Here is a 20,317-nt window from a genome sequence, read left to right as displayed (position 1 = left end):
CCTATGCGCAAATTTGCGTAAAGAATAGACAAGCCCCTTTTTCATATTCATTTTAGTTCAAGTAGAAAGTATAAATACATAGACAACGAACGCTAGAGTCAGCATGATGCAGATGTTCTCTACGGCTCCACCTTTTTTCGTGCCTGTACTCATTAGCTTTAGACGCAGCTTAAAGGGTATTGGCGGCAGGGGTGTAATTCCCCGTTGGGTAAGAGAGTCAGCTAGTAGGTGAAGCGCATACGACATGCCCCCAGCTATCCATAGACTGCCACCGTCATTTATACCCGCTGAGGCAAAATACAATAAGGCGCTCCAGCCCGCAACTCCATACAGGGTATGTGTCAGTCCACGATGAGGAACAACCGATGAGACTACAAGCACGCACGCTGCAATGTAGTTCCATGGATCATAGGCTTCCCCGAAGGCAAAGAGTGCTATGGCAATCAAGATCATGACCAAATGGCGCAGCTTTCGACTAGGCAGGAAAGATACACTTCCGACTAGCAATGCCAGCACAATATTCCAAGGACGTTCCACGATTCCGGCAAAATAGAGATAAATCGCCGCGCCTATCAAAGCAATTTGCAGCACTCTTAATAGAAATTCTGGAATCGCCTTGCGCACGAGCAGCGAATTCGGTTCATCGATATCAGGAAGCAAAGAGCTTAACGCTGCGACTGCAATAACTGGAATCGTAATATCGTGTGACATCAAACTCATTACAGATAGGGTAACCCCAGTGCTGATTATTAAATGGGATCTGCCCATCATGGTGAAACCGCTCCTTTCTAAGATGCGAAAAACAAGAACAAATGTGCGGTTATCGAAGTATATCAAGACCCTGTTTTTTTGTCTAGCCTAATCCCTTAAATCCCTTTAAATATAAGCCTTTGAGCGATTCTTATCTTGTCCTCCCCATGAATATACGATACAATTTGGACAACTTGACCTTGTCGTTCTTACAAGGACGGCATTTGCCGAAGAGAGGATGACCTAAGAAGTGAAGCGTTCCCGTATGGCCGATTTCAGCCTGCTACTTGTGGCGATGATGTGGGGATGCACCTTTCTGATTGTTCAAAATGCTGTCAAAGTGCTCCCTCCACTCGCGTTTAACAGCATCCGCTTTACAGGTGCTGCCCTGTTGCTGGCTCTAATCACTTTTATTTTTTACCGCAAGGAGTGGAAACAGCTAAGTTTCCGCATGGTACGTGATTCTCTGCTGCTAGGCCTTTTTTTGTTTATGGGCTATGGCTTCCAGACCATGGGACTTCTATATACAACCACCTCCAATACCGGGTTTATTACCGGTCTATCGGTCGTATTGGTTCCGTTTCTCTCTCTGGCGCTACTAAAGCATGCCATTTCACGTTACACTTGGTTCAGCGCGGCGCTTGCCGCAGTAGGTCTTTATCTGCTGACCTTCACCGGCTCTGCTTTGTCCCTGAATAAAGGCGATGCTTTGATCTTGCTCTGCGCCATAGCTTTTGCGCTACAAGTCGCATATACTGGCGTTTATGCACCTCATTATCCGGCGTTGCCGCTGGCAACCTTGCAGCTCGCCTTCGTTGGACTGTTGAGCATTGTCGCTTCGCTTATCTTTGAAGGAGCTGCACCACTGGCACACAGCGCAGAGCTTATAAAGGACCCGGACGTTCTCTGGGCACTTTTAATCTCTATTGGTCCTACCAGCGCTTTTGCTTTCTGGATTCAAACCGCCTGCCAGAAATACACTACGCCTTCACGGGTAGCCATTATTTATGCCACAGAACCTGTATTCGCTGTTCTGACAGGCTTAGCCTTTGGCGGAGAAACGCTTGGTATGTCCGCTCTGCTCGGTTGTGGTTGTATTCTGGGAGCTATGCTTATGGCAGAGCTGAGTCCGGAACCGGGTCAGAATCAACATAAGAAGAATTATTTTTCCAAATTACATTTATTTAGAAAGAGATAAGGAGAGAGACAAATGTACAAATTGATCGCGATTGATATTGATGACACTCTAATTAACGATGACAAGGAAGTAACACCCGCTACACAGACTGCGCTTGAAGAGGCTGTAGCCGCTGGCGTTGTTGTAACCCTTGCTACAGGCCGAGCTTATGCTTCTGCGCAAGCCATTGCCCGTCAAACTGGACTTAACGTGCCAATCATCACTTACCAAGGCGCACTCGTTAAGAACTTGCTCGATGAAAAGGTACTATATGAGCGTTACGTGCCACAAGATGCGGTACACAAGCTGTTCACTTACTGCGTGGAGCATAATCTGCACTTGCAAACTTACATTGACGACAAGCTGTATGCCCGTGAAGACAACCAGAAGATCAAAGATTATACAGACCTGAACAAAACGCCTTATTATATTGAACCAGATTGGGAGAAGCTTGTCCCACAAAAAACACCAAAAATGCTGATTATCGATGATCCTGCATTCTTGGATGAGCTGGCTCCAATTCTACGTGAATTGCTCGGCGATTCCGTGCATATTACCAAATCCAAACCACAATTTCTAGAAATCATGCATCATGAAGGAACCAAGGGAATTGCGCTTGAATTCCTAGCCAATCATTTTGGTTGTGATCTCTCCGAGACTATGGCTATGGGTGACTCTTGGAACGACCATGAGATGCTTGAAGCTGCCGGTCTTGGCGTTGCTATGGCGAACGCTATTCCTGCGCTGAAAGAAATTGCTGATTTCGTAACCCTGAGCAACAATGAAGATGGCGTAAAATACGCGATTGATAAATTCATTCTCAATAAAGTGAATTAAATCGGTCGAACTTAATAGTTTTATATACGTTAAACTTAAGATTTTTCTATTAAGGTAAGTGCGTGACTGCGGGGAATGTTTGGACTTCCCCTCCGTCACTTTTCCCTTTTTAGAATGTTTTAAAGTTCAAAAGGGTGTTGCTACGCCATATTTTATGACGTTACAGCACCCTTTTCTTATTTCAGCAAGCTCGGTACTCCTGTAGATGCAAACTCTAATGCCTCTTGCTCACCCTCCCCAGCCTCTTCCTCTTCCAGCTGAGAATAGTACAAATCATGATATCTTCCTTCTGCTGCAAGTAGCTCCTCGTGGGTACCACTCTCCACAATTTCACTGTTCTCCATCACTAGAATGACATCAGCGTTCTGAATCGTTGATAGACGGTGAGCGATAACGAGCGTGGTTTTGTCTCCCATTAATTTACGAATCGCTTGCTGCACCAGCTTCTCCGATTCATTATCAAGCGCAGCAGTAGCTTCATCCAGCAGCAAAATTGGAGAGTTCCTAAGAATCGCTCTCGCAATCGATAGTCGCTGGCGTTGTCCACCGGACAGACGCGAGCCTTCCTCACCGATATCTGTATCGAGGCCCTCCGGTAAGTCCATTACAAAATCATAAGCGTTCGCTTGTCGCAAAGCTTCCAGAATTTCATGCTCATCTGCATCTGGATTTCCATTTCGGATGTTATCACGGATACTTCCTGTATAAAGCCCAGACTCTTGCGGCACATAAGAGAAGTGACTCCTAAGTTTAGCTAAACTCATCTCGCTTGTCTTCTCATTATTTATAAACACTTCACCCTCATCAGGTTCATATAACCCAAGGAGTACCTTAAATAGTGTAGATTTCCCTCCACCGCTCGGTCCCACAATTGCCATTTGAGCCCCTTTGTGAAGCTCTAAGCTGACTTTGTTCAAACTACGTCTCTCCGCTCCCGGATAAGAGAAGGATACCGAGGACATGACCATACGCTCAAATTCAGGCTGTTTCGTAGCTGCTTCGGGTAAAGCCTCCACTTCTACAGGGCTATCCAACACTTCAAAGATCCGTCCCGCCGCCCCAAGTGATTGCTGCATCGAATTGATCAGTCCTGGCAATGCCGAGAACGGCATCACTAAATAATTCATGAGCTGGATGAAAGCAATCATCGCACCGACCTCAAGTGATCCTTTTGCCACAAAATAACCAGCCACGACCAGCGCCAGAAGAAACGTAAAGTTTCCCAAAAAAGAGGAGAATGAGCCAGTAGCTCCCTCAATTCTTCCCCGTTTTAATTCTTCGGAAGTGATATTCTCACTATGTTCCTGATATTGCTTCATTAGTCTGCGTTCAATGCTAAAGGATTTAAATACCATACTACTGCCTAGAATGTCATGTAAAAAGGAAGTAATCTTGCTCATATTAGTCTGAATCTTCACACTGTTCTCACGCATCGCTGAACCGAAGATTTTTCCCGTAAGGAACATCAAAGGCCCCATTGCAAAACAGATCAATGCCAGTAGCCAGTTAATATAGAGCAAATAACCAAAAGCCGCGAGAGCAAGCAAAGGGTTACGGATTAAATCAATCATTACCTCGCCGGTAGCATTACCCACAGATTGATTATCATTAGTGAAGCGGGACAACAAATCTCCGGAGTGATTACGGTCAAAATAAGACTGAGGAAGAGCTAAAGCATGTCGCATCATATCTAGCCGCAGTTCATTTCTGATCTTGGCTGAGATTTTATTTTTGAGATAGCGATCGAAAAAACCGTTGATTGCACTCACTAATAAGTAGATTAATCCGAATATAACCAGCCCTTTAAAAGCTTTCACATCAAGTCTAACCGCCGCATCCGTAATTACTGAGAGCAGCCAAGCAATCGTTAAATCCAGAACAATCCCAAATAAAGTCGTAAACAATAAAACCGTATATAAGAGCTTGTGCCTTAACATGTATGTACTTAATCTTGAGAAAACACCTTTCTGCTTCAAAAAAATCAGCCCTCTCCCCTATTAGCTACTTATTACTCCCTTCCTGTCGTTGATAAATATTCTATATATGTAAATATAAGACGGCAATACTTTCTGATTATAAAGGATAAACATGATTCTGAATACCGAATGCAATAGATATCACAAAAGGAACATCAACTGTCCGAGATTGCCCGAGTGATGCCCCTTAGCCAAATCGCATATATATTGTTGCTGTCTTTTTCATGTATACTAGAACCAGTTTGACTATCTTAACAAAAAATAGAGGAGTAACTTCACAACATGATCAAAAGACTTACTGCACTATTTTCAATTCCCTCTTATGCCTTACTCTTTTTATGTATGCTACTTCAGGGAATGGGGATTTCACTCAGTTCACCCTTCTTATCCATTTATTTCACGGAACAGCTTGGCGTATCTGTCGGATTGTTTGGTGTTTTTCTAGCCACCACGTTAATTGCCGGAATATGGATCAGTACACTAATCGGGAGACGCTCTGACCTTGGTTTAAATCGAAAAAACATTTACCTTGTTGCCACACTCTGTAATGCGCTGGCATATAGCGGGTACTTGCTCATTCAGGATTTCACGATCTTGTTCATCTACATGATTGTGTTCACCGCCCTCGGTGCACCAGGGATGCCTCAATTGTTCGCCATTGCTAGAGAAGCAGTGAATAAGAGCAATTTTACGGATACTGCGTTTGCTAATTCTACCTTGCGTTCTGCTTTCTCTCTCGGCTTTATTACAGGTCCTTTAATCGGCACCCTGCTAATCGCTGCTGTTGGGTTTAAGGGGATTTTCACGGGTACGATCGGAGTATTCCTGCTTGTTGCCTTACTCGTTTTCTTCTTTCTCAAATCAAATACAGTTACAGAGCTGAGCAGCAACAAGGCTGAAGTAAAAGTGAAAACTTTCCGGCTCAGTCAGAACCGCAATATTCTGCTTCCTTTTCTGATTCTGATACTCATGTATGTAGCTCACTGGACGAGCAGCATCAATACGGCCCTCTTTATTACAAATAATCTAGGGGGATCGACAAGCGATGTCGGTCTAGTCAGCAGTATATGTGCTGCGCTGGAAATTCCGTTTATGATTATGCTCGGTCTACTCAGTGCGAAGTACAGTAACCGAGCCTTGATGATGTGTGGGGCCATTTTAGGAGGAGCATATTATCTCGTTGTCATTTTCTCAGGCGAGATGTGGCAGATGCTTGCAGCCCAAGTTCTACTAGCCGTTTTCGTTGCTGTGATATCAGCGATTGGCATTAGTTACATCCAAGATCTGCTCCCAAACATGCCTGGGTATGCTTCCACGCTTTATTCTAATTCATCCACGATCGGTAGACTGATTGGGAGTCTTGTTGGCGGGGGCTTAGCCAGTATTGTAGGTTACCGGTATTCATTTGTGCTCTGTTTTATACTCATCATTGTTTCCTTAGTCATGCTTGCGGTAAGCGGACGTCACCCTTTAAATGAACCAGAACAATTAACTGTTTAATCCGTTTATTTCTACTTGCCCATTCTCTTCTAAAGTGAAGAGAATGGGTTTTTGTATATTGGAATTCTCATACCTGTCTGGGCTAGAGTAACGTTCTCCGGTAAAATATATGCTTCTCTCATATCCACATCATGCGACATATGGGTATACACTGCCTTTTTAGGCTTCACGATTTGCAGTAGCTCCGCTGCCTCCGTCATGTCGTACACAGAGCGGGTGGATAGCTCCGCCGCTTCGTAATAGAAGCTTGTACCAAGGACCAGCAAGTCCGCCCCATGCATCAGGCGTGTCTCCTCAGCCCCAAGAGATATGGAATCAGGACAATACACCCATGTATAACCCTCCTTCTCTAGCCGAAAGGCGTACGAATATCCATTCTTACCATGGTTTACTTTCCAGGTATCTATCTTCCAGCCGTCCAGTTCTATCCCTTCATCACAGGGAATCATCTCGATGTGATTTCGCAGCCAAGGGTATTGCCGTTCGATAATAGGAATAACTTCTGCTGGAGTATAAAGTTCACCCTTAATGCCCGTCCATCGACAAGCATCTGCCCATTCCGGTAGCCCACCAATATGATCAAAATGAGCATGCGTCACCAGCAGTCTTCGCATATTCCGAACTCCCTGCGCCTCCATCTGACGTCGCCAATCTGGCCCACAATCAATCACTAGAAAGTCACTGCTATTATCTATAAGTACAGAGGAACGCAGCCTTGTATTGCTCCCATGCTCCCTTGCTTCTGTGCAGGTCTCGCAGCTGCAATATATCCGTGGAACACCCATGGCATCCCCAGTACCCAAAAACACCAACGTATCCATATTCTATCTCTCCTTCAGTTCCCATCAAGGAAGTCTTAAATTACCATATGTCTATCTTAAAGATGCTCACCAAAATATCCCCACAAAGTGAAGCTTTGCTTCGATGCGTACCCAGGTACTTTTTGCGGGGGCCCAATTATATACTTTCGTCAAAAAAGTCATCCCTTAAGCAGTAGCCCTGCTAGGATGACTCTATTTTTACACCTCTACCTATATTCCGGCAAGTATCTGATACCAAATTCCCCGCTTGGAATAAAGCGTGCTTCGCACCTCAGCCCAGCCCCCTAAATAATTAATATCGAAGAGACCCGCTGGATCGGGGTAGCGGCTTTTGTTCTCCGCATAGACCTGTTTATCTACGGGACGAAAGCCATATTTTGCAAAGATCTCTTGTGCCTGTGGGGTCATCAAGAAATCAACTAATGCTTCTGCTGCCGCGCGTGTCCCATGCTTATCCGCATACTTCTCTACGACAGCCGCCGGGTTCTCAATCAGCATTGTATTTTTAGGAATAATGACTTCATATTTAACACCCTGAGCAATCCGGGCCAGCAGTTCATTCTCATAGGTGACAATGACATCACCCACTCCATACTCGAAGGCAGCCATAGATGCGCGTCCGCTCTTATCCAAAGACTCCACATTGGCATGTACACTTTCTAAAAAAGCTTTCGCTGCTGCTGGATCCTTAACGCCCTCTTGCTCCTCTGACAGCTTCAGACCAGCCCCATAGATCGCGTTAATATCCCACTGCGCACCACCGGATGTTTTGGGATTTGGGTATAACACTTTAATCCCTGGCTTGGCTAAGTCCGCAAAATCGTGAATTCCTTTGGGGTTTCCCTCACGGGTACCAAGTGCGACTACCGAACGTGTCACCATGCCTTGTTCACCCTGCTCTTTCCACGTTGGCGCTACGAGTCCAGCCTTAACCAGCTTCTCGACATCACCTTCCATGGCTAGCAGTGTAACATCTGCTTCGAACCCGCCTACGATTGCACGTGCCTGTGTTCCGGAAGCTTCATAGGACTGCTGAAAACTAATCTCCTGTCCAGTATCCTCTTTCCACTGCGCTGCAAATAACGGCAAAATGTCTTCCATCGCATCCTTAGCCACACTGTATGCGCCAACGACTAGCGTAACATCCCCTTGCTTCGAAGGATCTGCCATCGTCGTAATCGCCTTCTCATTCCCGCAACCGACTGCCGCCAGCGTGAGTATGGCCAGCATTAGGGCAGCAAAACATCCGTGCAGTTGTCTGCTCCTTTTGAAATTCATTGCGGCCCACATCCTTCGAGGTAATGATTTTAATATTTCCTTGAAAGTAGCTCTATGGCTGAACTAAAAATTCAAGTAACCAACGTTCGGTATTTGCCGTAATTACGCGGAATGTTTGGACTTTCGGCCGCTGTTATGCTCTAATTTCTTGATTGGAACCGTATTACGGTTGAAATTAGAGCATAAAGGCGGTTGCTACCGCTCCTACAGTTCCAAACTTCCACTCCATTACTTCATACCTTCACATCAGTTCCTCTAATCCTAGCTCATCACATTCGCTACTCTTCAAAAAAATTGAAAATCATATTATTTATTTTATATTAAATAAATATCGGCATCGGATCTTCTTTCAGGTTGTTCTCCTGGATCCAGCTTCGCTCATCATTAAACAGGTAAGCGCGGTGCACAAGAACTGAGATATCCTGTCCCGGCTGCAATGTTTCTTTCTCCAAAGAACGGTAAGTGACCAGTTTATGACCATTAACTTCAACCTCTACGAGCCATTCACTTCCACGGAAATGCAGATGCTTTACGACACCTTTTTCCGTAGCTGAAGCCATCTTGAACTCATGCAGGTTACCAACTTCAATATACTCAGGACGAATTAGTGCTTTGGTAGGCTTACCGTCTCCAGCGCCTTTAAAGCCTTTCACCTCAGAAGCATCTTCAATCAGTGTCGACTCCCCGATAAAAGTTGCCACAAATGGTGTTTTAGGCTCCTTGTAAATGTCCCAAGGCGTACCCTTTTGTTCCAACTGTCCTTGGTTGATGATCATGATCTCATCTGCCACTTCTATTGCTTCGTCTTGGTCATGTGTTACGAAGATGGAAGTGATGCCAACACGCTCAATCAGCTCACGTAGCCAAGCGCGCAGCTCCTGACGGATCTTCGCATCAATAGCTGCGAACGGCTCATCTAAGAGTAATAGCTGTGGTTCAGGCGCGAGTGCACGAGCAAAGGCCACACGCTGGCGTTGTCCACCAGATAGCTGATGCGGATAACGCTTCTCGAAGCCTTTTAACCCCGTAAGCTCTACCAGTTCCATAACACGATCACGAATGGCGGTTTTGCTGGCTTTTTTTACTTTTAATCCAAAAGCAATATTATCAAAAACAGTCATATGCTTAAATAATGCATAGTTCTGAAACACAAAGCCGATCCCGCGCTCTTGAGGAGGAAGATTGTTAACTGTCTGACCATGAAAAATGATCTCGCCATTATCCGGTGTCTCCAGCCCTGCGAGCATACGAAGAATCGAAGTTTTACCGCCACCACTCGGGCCGAGCAGTCCGATCAGATGACCTTTTGTAATGGTGAAATTGACGTCCTTGACCGCATGAAAATCTCCAAAATGCTTATTTAATCCCCGCACTTCCACATGCATATTACTGCACTTCCTTTCTTCTCTTGGTCCATTCCATCAACAACAGTAGACCTGCGGAAAATGCAGCCAGAACTAGCGCTATTCCTCCAGCAGCCGTTACATTAAAATTCTCAACATCCTGATAGACTAGCGTCGTCGCCGTCTGGGTTTTGTTCATAATGTTACCCGAGACCACGAGCACCGCCCCGAACTCACCTAGTGAACGAGCCACCGTAAGGATGACCCCATACACAACCGCCCAACGAATCGAAGGCCAAGTCACCTTCCAAAAAATTGTCCAGCCACGAGCGCCCAGTGTAGAAGCAGCTTCCTCCTGCTGTGAACCAATCTCCTGAAGCACCGGCATTACCTCACGCACCATTAAAGGAAAGGTTACGAACAAGGTGGCAATGATCATTCCAGGAATCGCATAGACGATCTTCAGCCCAATCCCTTCAAACATCGCACCCAAGGCGCTATCCGGACCCAGCAGCAGGACAATCATCAGCCCGCCAATGACAGGGGACACAGCATAAGGCAAATCAACAATACTGTTAAGCAAGCCCTTTAGACGTCTATTTATCCAGTTCGCTCGAACAAGATACAGCGCCATCATAATTCCGAACAACGTATTTAATAACGTAACTACGATCACAACAAGCCCAGTCATCATAAGCGCATGCAGCGCTTCAGGCCTAGTCAGAGCATCCCAGAAACCACCAAATCCTTCACTAAAAGCACCTATAGCCATTTTCCCTAGCGGTGCAGCGATTAGCAGAAAAAACACCAAGTAGGTGAGTCCGATCCAAAATTTTCTCATGAGCGTCTCCCCCGCATCTGCAGCATATTAATGAGCCAAAGAATGAGAAAAGATAAGGTCAAGAGAATGACAGAAACCGCTGCTGCGGAAACCGGATTATCACTTTCAACTTCACCAAAAATAAAAACAGAAGATACGAGTGTACGACCTGGAATATTGCCTGCTACGAGGACTACAGCGCCGAATTCAGCAAGTGCCCGCGAGAAAGCAAGCATTCCACCGCTGATCATCCCAGGAGCCATAGAGGGGAGAATAACATGCCAGAAGACTCTAGTTCCCTTGGCACCCATTGTATATGCCGCTTCCTCTTCGGAAGGATCAAGTTCCTCCAGCAAGGGCTGAACCGCTCGAATCACGAAGGGAAAGGTTACGAAGACCATAGCAATTACGATTGCCGGTTGATGAAAAACAATTTCAAAACCAAGCGCTTCTGCAGCCTTGCCGATAAGACTACCAGGTCCGAGCAAGAGTAAAATCATCAAACCACCAACTGCCGTCGGCAGTGCAAATGGTAAATCCACAAGACTATTAAGCAATGCTTTACCAATGAATTGATAACGAATAAGAACCCAGGCAATCATTGTTCCTAAAAAGACATTAATTAAAGTAGCGATGATCGCCAGCTTTAAGGTTAACAGCACCGACTTCCAGGCAATCGGGTCGCTTATGCTTTCCACAAAATTACCGAAACCCAGTGAAAAAGAGTTGTAATAGACCCCAAGTATAGGCAGCACGATCAATACTACAAAATAGAGCAAAATTGTAGTTCGGAAACCCCAAGTCCAACCTTTGTGTCTAAGCAGCGAATTCAATGATTTTGCCCTCCCACCTCCGGATAACCGGTCGGTATACTAACCAACATCCCCATTAATTATTCCTATTTATATACTTGGTTTTATATTATTACTACTTTACCAAATCCTTCTCGTTGTCGTCAATTACTTTCAAGTGAATTTGGGGTAAAATATATATAACAAAGGTTAGGAAAAAGTGGCACATCACAGGAAGGGGAATGATTATGCTGCATACACTGGAGATTACTACAACGAAACGGGATGAATTACGGGATATTACTCGTGAAGTCATTTCTTTTGTGAAAAAAAGCGGGGTGCGTAGCGGGGTGATCGTAGTTTATTGTCCACATACCACCGCAGGAATTGCAATCAATGAGAATGCAGATCCTGATGTGAGGCATGATGTTCTGATGCGTTTGGATGAAGTCTACCCTTGGGAGCATCCGAAGTATCGACATGCTGAAGGCAATACTGCCTCCCACCTTAAGTCTATTACATCCGGACCTTCCCAGAGCATAATCATCCATGATGGCGAACTATTACTTGGACGTTGGCAGGGTATTTATTTTTGTGAGTTTGATGGACCTAGACGTAGACAATGTTTCTTGAAAATTATTGAGGGATAAACGATGAATGGCCGCTTCCGTTATTGCTACGGAGCGGCCATTAAAATATAACTAGAATTAATTATTACTTTGACCAAGCAGAGAAGTAGCGTTATACCAATGCACAGCTTTAAAGTGTGAACTTATAAAAAAAACAGCATGTTAAAGGCTGCGACATAAAACCTTGATATGAGCTGATGCTGCCTCTTTTACATCCTCAAATGATACTTTATCTTGGATATAATAAGATATAAATCCGTGAGCGGATAAGAACAAGGTTAGCGGCACGTTCTGCCAATCCTCGGACACATATCCCTCTTCCTTCATATGACGGCGTACAATACTTGAGAATAAATCAAAACATCGTCCCTGCTCTGCCCTACAATAAGCCAGCAGCTCTTCATCACGAATCATGAACATAATTTCATACTGATAAGGATGATCTATTCCAAACCTTATAAACTCCATAATTAGCTGCTCTACTCGAGTCATACCCTCTTCAGGTGGCTTATTCATTACTTGACCAAGCAAAGTAGCCACATGATTAAAATCTTCGACAACAATGGCGTAGAACAATTCCGCCTTCTCTTTGAAATGATAATAGAGAGAGCCGTGGCTGTATCCCAAATGCTGACCGATGCTTCGCATTGAAATCGCTCGATACCCTTTGGTAATAAACAGATGCCTAGCGGCCTCTAATATTCTTCCCCTCGACAACTCCTGCTCCACTGCTCTCCTTGCCATATACCTAATCCCCTTCGCTGTAGTAAATCCGCCGCCCTTCTGTTACCAAGGCTTGCCCTTGGGTTAGATCTGTTATCCATGCCATAAATGCGTCTCCCTCATCATTTCGCGGTAAACATAACAACGTTACTTTATCGGTGAACAAAGTCTCGCCGGTCTGAATACCTCTTCCCCGAAGTTCGTTCTCAACCTTGCCTAGCCAAGTGTAATCAATTTCTACGAATACCTCTCGTCTTAGCACACGGGTGATTACTTCTCCTGCTTCAAGCGCAAGCACTGCCCCATCCGTATAAGCTCTAATCAGCCCTCCGGCACCCAGCATAATGCCTCCGAAATAACGGGTAACAACAATTGCGACATTTTTAACTCCCTGGTTGCGAATTACTTCCAAAATCGGTTTGCCGGCTGTTCCACTCGGCTCCCCGTCGTCCGATTGCCTCTGGATTTCGTCTCTCTCCCCAATCACATAAGCAGAACAGTTATGCGTTGCGTCCCGATGTTTCTTCTTGATGTCTTCGATAAACAACAATGCTTCTTCTTCATTCTCAACTGGCATAACATGACCAATGAAGCGAGATTTGCGGATTACGACTTCCTTAGAACCGGAAGAGCGCACCGTTCGATAATGTTCTAACATAATTATTCCAGTCCTTATATACATATGATGTCTTCATATAATGTCAGGAGCAGCCCCGGTATTGGATTACCTATGGACTGCTCCTGGTGACTTACACTAGTATGAATGGTCTCTAAATTACTGCTGCAATACTATTCTGTAAGTCTTGCTTCCAGCTCTGCCTTTTCTTTTTCGTAACCCGGTTTGCCAAGCAGCGCAAACATATTCTTCTTGTATGCTTCAACGCCTGGTTGGTCGAATGGGTTAACACCGAGCAGGTAACCGCTGATGCCGCAAGCTTTTTCAAAGAAGTAAACCAAATAACCAAATGTGTATGGTGTTTGATCAGGAATAGTAACGATAAGGTTAGGTACTTGACCATCTGTATGCGCAAGCATTGTACCTTGGAAAGCCTTCTTATTTACGAAATCCATAGTCTTTCCTGTTAAGAAGTTCAAGCCATCCAGATCATCTGGATCATTCTCAATGGTAACATGATGAGCCACTTGATCTACTTGGATTACCGTTTCAAAGATATTACGGTTACCTTCTTGTATAAATTGACCCATGGAGTGTAGATCCGTAGAGAAATCAACGGAAGAAGGATAAATTCCTTTGAAATCCTTACCTTCGCTCTCGCCAAACAATTGTTTCCACCACTCCGATACAAAGTGTAAGGAAGGCTCATAGTTAACGAGGATTTCAGTTGTCTTACCTTTGCGATACAGAGCATTACGAACTGCAGCATATTGATAAGCTTGGTTAGTAGCTACATCTGGATTATTGAACTCATCCGCAGCGGCAGCAGCACCTTGCATCATCTCTTCAATGTTAATACCTGCTACAGCGATTGGAAGCAAGCCTACAGGTGTCAATACGGAGTAACGTCCGCCTACATCGTCTGGAATGATGAAGGATTCATAACCTTCTTCAGTAGCCAATTTCTTAAGGGCACCTTTTTCCTTATCTGTAGTAGCGTAAATACGTTTGCGAGCTTCTTCCTTACCATATTTCTTCTCCAGAGCTGCGCGGAAAATGCGGAAAGCAATGGCTGGCTCAGTCGTAGTTCCTGATTTGGAGATTACGTTCACAGAGAAGTCTTTGCCTTCTACTAGATCAAGCAAATGCGTGATGTATGTAGAACTGATGTTATTACCAGCGAAATAAACTTCTGGAGTTTTGCGCTTATCTTTAGAAAGGTTATTGTAAAAAGAATGCGAGAGCGCTTCAATCGCTGCGCGTGCTCCCAGATAAGAACCACCAATACCAATTACAATCAGTACTTCGGAATCGCTCTGGATCTTCTTTGCGGCTTGCTGAATGCGTGCGAATTCTTCCTTATCATAAGCTGATGGAAGATCAATCCATCCAAGATAGTCGGAACCTACACCAGTCTTATTATGCAACTGTTCGTGCGCTAACTTAACTGGAGCGGCAAGGTTGTCAATTTCTTGTTGATTGAAGAAAGTAAGGGCTTTGGTGTAGTCAAAATTAATCTTCTTAGACATCGGTAATGGAAACCTCCTGTTTATCTCTTTAAATTTGAAACCGCTTGTTACAACTTTATAATTAGGATACTTTAATTTGCCTTGACTGGCAAGGTCTTAGGGCACATCCCGGGCTTTAGAACCAAGTTTTCGAAAGTTTCATGGAAGCGTTTCCCGCATCATTAGGCATGGCTGAGCTGTGGTGCTAGCCTAAGTGCCGTGATAGAATGAAGAAAACGGAAGGTGGCTATACAAATGAAACAAATCGGTTTTATCGGACTTGGAACAATGGGAGCGCCAATGGCTTCCAACTTGCTTCGTGGCGGCTTTCAGGTGACGGTGTACAACCGTACAGCAGCTAAATGTAAACCTCTTGAAGCAGAAGGTGCCCAGACTGCCCTTACGCCACGTGCCGCCGCTGAAGGTAAGGATGTTATTATTACCATGATCAGTAATGATGATTCGGTTCGTGAAGTGTTTTATGGTCAGGATGGTATTCTTGATGCACTTAAGCCAGGCGGCTTAATTATTGATTCCAGCACAATTTCTCCAGGACTAGTTCACGAAATTGCCACTGCTGTAGAAGCTCGAGGTGGACATTTCCTTGACGCGCCAGTGACCGGAAGCAAGCCGGCAGCTATTGAAGGAACCTTGGTGTTCATGGTTGGCGGCAGTGCTGAAGTTATAGAACAGCATCGCGATATCTTCGATACTTTGGGCAAAAAGCTGATACATATGGGTGAGAACGGCAGTGGTGCTGTAGCCAAGCTGGCTCATAATGCTATGGTCGGCATTCACAACATTGCCCTGGCTGAAGGATTCGCTATCGCTGTAAAATCAGGTGTTCCAGCTGACAAGTTCCTTGAACTAGTGCAGCTTGGTTCTGCGGGTAGCAAACAAGCAGAGCTTAAAGGCCGTAAAATCATAGAAAATGATTTCAGCAATCAGTTCTCCCTTGCATTAATGTTAAAGGATTTGAAGTTAGCCTCCGCCCACAGCGATTTCACAGGCGTCCCTTCTCCAATGCTGGGACTAGCTAAAAGCATGTTTCAAGCTGGGTTTACCCAAGGCTATGGCGACGAAGACCTCTCCGCTGTAGTGAAATGCTATGAAGAGTGGATCGGACAAAAAATGGGTTCTACTGTATCCGAATAACATTTCACTTACTCATGACCGTTTCTCACATGACTTCCAATGTGAGAGGCGGTCTTTTTTAACTAATTAATTACTTATGTAGTTAAAATACACGAACGTTTGTTTGCATTAATAATACTAAATTATTCTTTGTAGTGCAAGAAAAAAAAGAAAAAGCCCTGCTTTTCAGCAGAGCTTTCTAGTTATCTCTTTATAGAACCGGGTAAGAACAGCAATAATCAGTTACTTCAAATACTTCCAACGCAAATTTTGAGTTGCCAGGGACATTGAACGTTGCTGCTCCCTTAATCTCCTGCCATACCTCAGTGCCGGGAAGCAGCACTTTAAGATCGCCGGACAGAATCTCCATAATTTCAGGACCATCCGTACCAAATTCATATACACCAGGCAACATGATACCAAGTGTGACCTTAGTTCCATCCTGCAAAATTACCGTACGGCTTGTTACTTGTCCGCCATAATATACATTGGCTGCTTTTTCAATCGTTGCGTTGTTAAACTGACTCATTACTTGTTCTCCCCCTAATGATTATTCAGTTAATTACAGAAGTGCTTTCACACGGCTAACTACATTTTCAACAGTAAAGCCGTATTCTTTCATTACTCTGTCTCCAGGTGCGGAAGCTCCGAAAGTAGTGATACCGAGGATATCGCCTTGGTCACCAGTGTAACGTTCCCAGCCAAAGGTTTGTGCCATTTCGATTGCAAGACGAGCCTTAACTCCTGGAAGAATTACGGAATCACGGTATTCTTTATCTTGTTTTTCGAACAGATCCCAGCTTGGCAAGCTGATTACACGAACATCGATACCTTCTTCAGCCAAAGCAGCTTGTGCTTTAACAGCCAATTGTACCTCAGAACCAGTAGCGATCAGTTGTGCTTGTGGAGTGCCATTCTTGGAATCAGAAACAACATAACCACCACGTTTGATGTTTTCACGAACGCCATCAACTGTTCCAGCAAGAATTGGCAAGTTTTGACGAGTCAGAACCAAAGCAACTGGATTCTCTTTGTTTTCCATAGCATAAGCCCATGCTGCAGAAGTTTCGTTAGCATCAGCCGGACGAATAACAGTCAGACCTGGGATGATACGCAGGGAAGCCAATTGTTCGATTGGTTCATGCGTAGGACCATCTTCACCAACTGCAATACTGTCATGTGTCAGTACATAGGTTACTGGCAATTTCATGATCGAAGCCAAACGGATGGCTGGACGCAGGTAGTCTGTGAACACGAAGAATGTTCCTCCGAATACTTTAAGACCTGTGTGCAGTGCAATACCGTTCATTGCAGCAGCCATACCAAACTCACGTACGCCGAAGTAGATGTTGCGGCCATCATAAGATTCTGGTGTGAACGATGTCAAACCATTCAAATGCGTCATAGTGGAGCTTTCCAAGTCAGCAGAACCGCCCACAAGCTGAGGAACACCAGCAGTCAGACCGTTAAGCGCACTACCGGAAGCAACACGAGTCGATACTGCTTTATCTTCAGTAGTGTAAGTTGGAAGGTTAGCATCCCAGCCTTCTGGAAGATCGCCGTTGATTACTGTTTCGAACTGTGCAGCAAGCTCTGGATATGCTTTTTTGTAAGCTGCGAATTTGTCATCCCAAGCTTTATTAGCTGCGATTCCGTTTTTCTTCACTTCTGCAAAATGAGCACGCACTTCGTCAGGTACATAGAAATCTTCTTCGTATACCCATTTGTAGAAATCTTTGGTCAGCTTAGCTTCTTCTGCTCCAAGTGGGGAACCGTGAGTACCTCCATGGCCGCCTTTACCTTGTTTGTTAGGGCTACCATAACCAATTACAGTTTTCACTTCGATCAAAGTCGGTTTGCTAGTCTCAGCTTGAGCTTCAGCAATCGCTTTGGCAATAGCCGGAAGATCATTTCCGTCTTCAACGCGAAGTACTTGCCAACCATAAGCATCAAAACGTTGAGCCACGTTCTCGGAGAAGGAAAGGTTCAATTTACCATCAAGGGAAATATCATTTGAATCATACAATACAACCAATTTGCCCAGTTTCAAATGACCAGCGAGTGAAGCGGACTCGGAAGAGATCCCTTCCATCAGGTCACCATCACCACAAATAGCGTAAGTATAGTGGTCAACCACTTTATGTTCATCTTTGTTGTAGGTAGCTCCCAATTGAGCTTCAGCCATAGCCATACCAACAGCCATACCAATACCTTGTCCAAGTGGACCTGTTGTTGCATCGACACCAGCGGTGTGACCTACTTCTGGGTGACCCGGAGTCAAGCTGCCCCATTGACGGAAATTTTTCAATTCTTCCATAGGCAGATCATAACCACTAAGGTGCAACAAGCTGTACAGAAGCATAGAACCATGTCCTGCGGACAATACAAAACGGTCACGGTTTACCCATGTTGGATGATCAGGGTTGTGTTTCATTGTTTTTGCAAACAATTGGTAGCCCATTGGTGCAGAACCCATTGGCATACCTGGGTGGCCGGAGTTTGCTTTTTCAATGGCGTCAATCGCCAAAGTACGAATCGTTGTAATGGACAGGTTATCTACAGTTGAGTTTTCTTCCTTTTGAATCGCTTGTTCTTGTTCACTCATTTAATAGTTCCTCCTCTGAAATCTCAAGAATGTCATTTTGACTCTTATTGTATCATTAGTGTGGAAGCAATTCCAATTGTTTTTAAAAACTCTTTATTTGAACAGCTTATCTTTTGCAATATCGACGTATTTATATACACACAAGAACTATGAGACAAGCCAGAATTGCACTAGTCTATGGTCTAGTTTTTAATTGCGACTAAAGATTGTTTTACAATGCTCAAATATACAGTAAGATGGAGTTAGTTAAGCATAATTTTCATTCATTACCCAACATTTCCTAGTGGAAAGGAACTTTGAACATGAGTTCGAATAAGGACATCTTTATTGTGCTTACCGGTACAGGTACGGCCTTTAGTGGTTTTATTAAGTGGTTTACAAAAGCCGATCTGAATCATGCTTCGATCGCCTTTGACTGTGAACTGCGGGAGGTATACAGCTTCGGAAGAAAAAAAATGCACAATCCATTTGTGGCAGGACTAATCCAGGAGAACTTTATCGACCCTTTTTATAGCAGTGCTAATTGTTCCATCTATCAGTTGCGTGTTAGCGCTGAGGAATACGATACGATGTACAATCACGTCCAAGGGATGATGCAAAATCAGGAGCGTTATAAATACCATCTTTTAGGATTAATCGGTGTGCTTCTGAATATTAAAATCGATAGAGAAAATGCTTATTTTTGTTCCCATTTCGTTGCCTCTTTATTTGAAGAAACTGCAGTTCAGCCTGTGAATAAGCCTTCCTGCTTCGTTACACCGGAAGATTTCGCGCTTTCACTCTGTGCACATAAGATTTTTACTGGCAAGCTATCCTATTATTTACGTAGAGCTCAGAGAGCCTCTGCGCGCCCATCCTCTTTACCATTACATACTACTTCGGTTGCCGCACGAATGATGCGAATGAATGAAGACCGGACTGAAGGGGTCGTATAAAAGGTTCTATGCTTGTGAAAAAGGACTAAGCGGATTTAAATCCGCTTAGTCCTTTTTCATTAACCATCAAATAACAAATTGGACCATGTACTGTTTGCACATGAGCTCATAACCGATGGATTGATATAGAGAAATTGCGCCTACATTTTCCTCAAGGACATTCAAATACACGTTAGAGGTAACCCTTCCCCCCGCTCGGGTGAGCTCTGCACAGATCTTTTTCCCGTAGCCTTGCCTTCTCCATCTTACATCCGTTCCGATGTTCCCCAATTCAACGTAATCTTCGCTATAAATATGGTATCCACCTACCGCAATCAGCTCATGTTGTTCCATCACACCATAGAACGGATACTGTAATTCTTCTTTTGAGAACGCCATTGTATCTAAATCGGCCATTTTCGACTCAATGAGTTCAAAATAAGGGGGACCCAAATGTAAAACGCTTGTATCCACCGGTGGTAACGCTTCTTGATGGATATGCTTCATTAGAAGCAGTTTTTTGGGTGACTTAACAAGTTCAAGCTGTGAAGCGAGTACAGCCATAACTTCTTCATTAACGATTACATTACCGACAGCATTGTCAGGTAAACTCAATTGATCTTTCATAACTGCAAGCACGGACCGGAGACAGAATGACTTCTCCACAGGGAATACGGAAAACGCATAGAACGAAAGCCCTCTAAAAAAAGCCAATACGCCGAGCAGCTCCCCCTGCTCTGTAAACTGTCCATAGTGTACCGTATTATGCTTACGAGCTGTAAGGTATGAATAGTATAAAAAATGCTGTTCCCTATTAATCGAACTCAAGATTGATTTCATTTCCGCTGGTGTTAACTCTCGAATCATGTCCCCTACCCCTATCAATGTTTGATAC

19 protein-coding genes are annotated in these 20,317 nt (G+C 44.4%); 6 read left to right on the top strand and 13 right to left on the bottom strand.

What is annotated here, in order from left to right; genetic code table 11:
- Nucleotides 1-57: 57 nt before the first annotated feature.
- The gene (locus tag H70737_RS06065) at nt 58-771 is read right to left on the bottom strand and encodes a metal-dependent hydrolase (protein ID WP_042185605.1); all 714 of its coding nucleotides are present in this window, start codon (nt 769-771) and stop codon (nt 58-60) included.
- Nucleotides 772-1,000: 229 nt separating this feature from the next.
- Here H70737_RS06065 and H70737_RS06060 point away from each other — a divergent pair, with 229 nt between their 5' ends.
- Entirely contained in the window at nt 1,001-1,948 is a 948-nt protein-coding gene (locus H70737_RS06060; protein ID WP_042185604.1) for a DMT family transporter, read from the top strand.
- Between the two features lie 12 nt (nt 1,949-1,960).
- A complete protein-coding gene (locus H70737_RS06055; RefSeq protein WP_042124947.1) occupies nt 1,961-2,764 on the top strand; it encodes a Cof-type HAD-IIB family hydrolase in 804 nt (267 codons plus the stop codon).
- Nucleotides 2,765-2,940: 176 nt separating this feature from the next.
- Here H70737_RS06055 and H70737_RS06050 read toward each other — a convergent pair whose 3' ends face one another.
- The gene (locus H70737_RS06050) at nt 2,941-4,740 is read right to left on the bottom strand and encodes an ABC transporter ATP-binding protein (RefSeq protein WP_042185602.1); all 1,800 of its coding nucleotides are present in this window, start codon (nt 4,738-4,740) and stop codon (nt 2,941-2,943) included.
- 282 nt (nt 4,741-5,022) lie between these two features.
- On the opposite strand from H70737_RS06050, the gene H70737_RS06045 reads away from it, so the two are divergent.
- Nucleotides 5,023-6,240, top strand: a complete 1,218-nt coding sequence (locus H70737_RS06045) for a sugar efflux transporter (RefSeq protein ID WP_042185600.1) — start codon at nt 5,023-5,025, stop codon at nt 6,238-6,240.
- 29 nt (nt 6,241-6,269) lie between these two features.
- Here H70737_RS06045 and H70737_RS06040 read toward each other — a convergent pair whose 3' ends face one another.
- The 5 genes from H70737_RS06040 to cysT form a co-directional block, all read right to left on the bottom strand.
- The gene (locus H70737_RS06040) at nt 6,270-7,061 is read right to left on the bottom strand and encodes an MBL fold metallo-hydrolase (RefSeq protein ID WP_042185598.1); all 792 of its coding nucleotides are present in this window, start codon (nt 7,059-7,061) and stop codon (nt 6,270-6,272) included.
- Nucleotides 7,062-7,271: 210 nt separating this feature from the next.
- The gene (locus H70737_RS06035) at nt 7,272-8,339 is read right to left on the bottom strand and encodes a sulfate ABC transporter substrate-binding protein (protein WP_042185596.1); all 1,068 of its coding nucleotides are present in this window, start codon (nt 8,337-8,339) and stop codon (nt 7,272-7,274) included.
- A 320-nt stretch (nt 8,340-8,659) separates the two neighbouring features.
- Nucleotides 8,660-9,724, bottom strand: coding sequence for a sulfate/molybdate ABC transporter ATP-binding protein (locus tag H70737_RS06030; protein ID WP_042124940.1), 1,065 nt, complete (start codon nt 9,722-9,724; stop codon nt 8,660-8,662).
- Between the two features lies 1 nt (nt 9,725).
- Nucleotides 9,726-10,523: a sulfate ABC transporter permease subunit gene (locus H70737_RS06025; protein ID WP_042185594.1), complete on the bottom strand. Its 798-nt coding sequence runs from the start codon at nt 10,521-10,523 to the stop codon at nt 9,726-9,728.
- Nucleotides 10,520-11,335 (bottom strand): sulfate ABC transporter permease subunit CysT, encoded by an 816-nt coding sequence (gene cysT, locus H70737_RS06020; protein WP_042185592.1) that lies wholly within the window; start codon nt 11,333-11,335, stop codon nt 10,520-10,522. Before cysT ends, H70737_RS06025 begins: the two co-directional genes overlap by 4 nt.
- A 206-nt stretch (nt 11,336-11,541) precedes the next feature.
- On the opposite strand from cysT, the gene H70737_RS06015 reads away from it, so the two are divergent.
- Nucleotides 11,542-11,943 carry a secondary thiamine-phosphate synthase enzyme YjbQ gene (locus H70737_RS06015; protein ID WP_042185590.1) on the top strand — a complete coding sequence of 134 codons (402 nt, stop codon included), beginning with the start codon at nt 11,542-11,544 and terminating at the stop codon, nt 11,941-11,943.
- Nucleotides 11,944-12,084: 141 nt separating this feature from the next.
- Here the strand turns inward: H70737_RS06015 and H70737_RS06010 are convergent, their stop codons facing one another.
- From H70737_RS06010 to H70737_RS06000, 3 genes are all read right to left on the bottom strand, one after another.
- On the bottom strand, nt 12,085-12,666 hold the full coding sequence (locus H70737_RS06010; RefSeq protein WP_042185587.1) for a TetR/AcrR family transcriptional regulator: 582 nt from the start codon (nt 12,664-12,666) through the stop codon (nt 12,085-12,087).
- A 4-nt stretch (nt 12,667-12,670) separates the two neighbouring features.
- Nucleotides 12,671-13,303 (bottom strand): YigZ family protein, encoded by a 633-nt coding sequence (locus H70737_RS06005; RefSeq protein ID WP_042185585.1) that lies wholly within the window; start codon nt 13,301-13,303, stop codon nt 12,671-12,673.
- A 131-nt stretch (nt 13,304-13,434) separates the two neighbouring features.
- On the bottom strand, nt 13,435-14,790 hold the full coding sequence (locus H70737_RS06000) for a glucose-6-phosphate isomerase (protein ID WP_042185583.1): 1,356 nt from the start codon (nt 14,788-14,790) through the stop codon (nt 13,435-13,437).
- A 234-nt stretch (nt 14,791-15,024) separates the two neighbouring features.
- Here H70737_RS06000 and H70737_RS05995 point away from each other — a divergent pair, with 234 nt between their 5' ends.
- The gene (locus H70737_RS05995) at nt 15,025-15,924 is read left to right on the top strand and encodes an NAD(P)-dependent oxidoreductase (protein WP_042185580.1); all 900 of its coding nucleotides are present in this window, start codon (nt 15,025-15,027) and stop codon (nt 15,922-15,924) included.
- Between the two features lie 190 nt (nt 15,925-16,114).
- On the opposite strand, the gene ppnP is transcribed toward H70737_RS05995, so the two are convergent.
- Together ppnP and tkt are read right to left on the bottom strand one after the other, a co-directional pair.
- Nucleotides 16,115-16,432 (bottom strand): pyrimidine/purine nucleoside phosphorylase, encoded by a 318-nt coding sequence (gene ppnP, locus H70737_RS05990; protein WP_042185578.1) that lies wholly within the window; start codon nt 16,430-16,432, stop codon nt 16,115-16,117.
- A 33-nt stretch (nt 16,433-16,465) separates the two neighbouring features.
- Entirely contained in the window at nt 16,466-18,508 is a 2,043-nt protein-coding gene (tkt, locus tag H70737_RS05985) for a transketolase (protein WP_042185576.1), read from the bottom strand.
- Between the two features lie 302 nt (nt 18,509-18,810).
- Between tkt and H70737_RS05980 the strand changes: the two genes are divergently transcribed.
- On the top strand, nt 18,811-19,443 hold the full coding sequence (locus H70737_RS05980) for a hypothetical protein (protein ID WP_042124922.1): 633 nt from the start codon (nt 18,811-18,813) through the stop codon (nt 19,441-19,443).
- A 66-nt stretch (nt 19,444-19,509) separates the two neighbouring features.
- Here H70737_RS05980 and H70737_RS05975 read toward each other — a convergent pair whose 3' ends face one another.
- On the bottom strand, nt 19,510-20,289 hold the full coding sequence (locus H70737_RS05975; RefSeq protein ID WP_042185574.1) for a GNAT family N-acetyltransferase: 780 nt from the start codon (nt 20,287-20,289) through the stop codon (nt 19,510-19,512).
- Between the last annotated feature and the right edge of the window lie 28 nt (nt 20,290-20,317).

The organism is Paenibacillus sp. FSL H7-0737 (genome assembly GCF_000758545.1).
Classification (GTDB): Bacteria; Bacillota; Bacilli; order Paenibacillales; family Paenibacillaceae; genus Paenibacillus_AQ.
The sequence above is the reverse complement of the archived record's forward strand: the minus strand, read 5'-3'. Positions and strand labels throughout refer to the sequence as shown.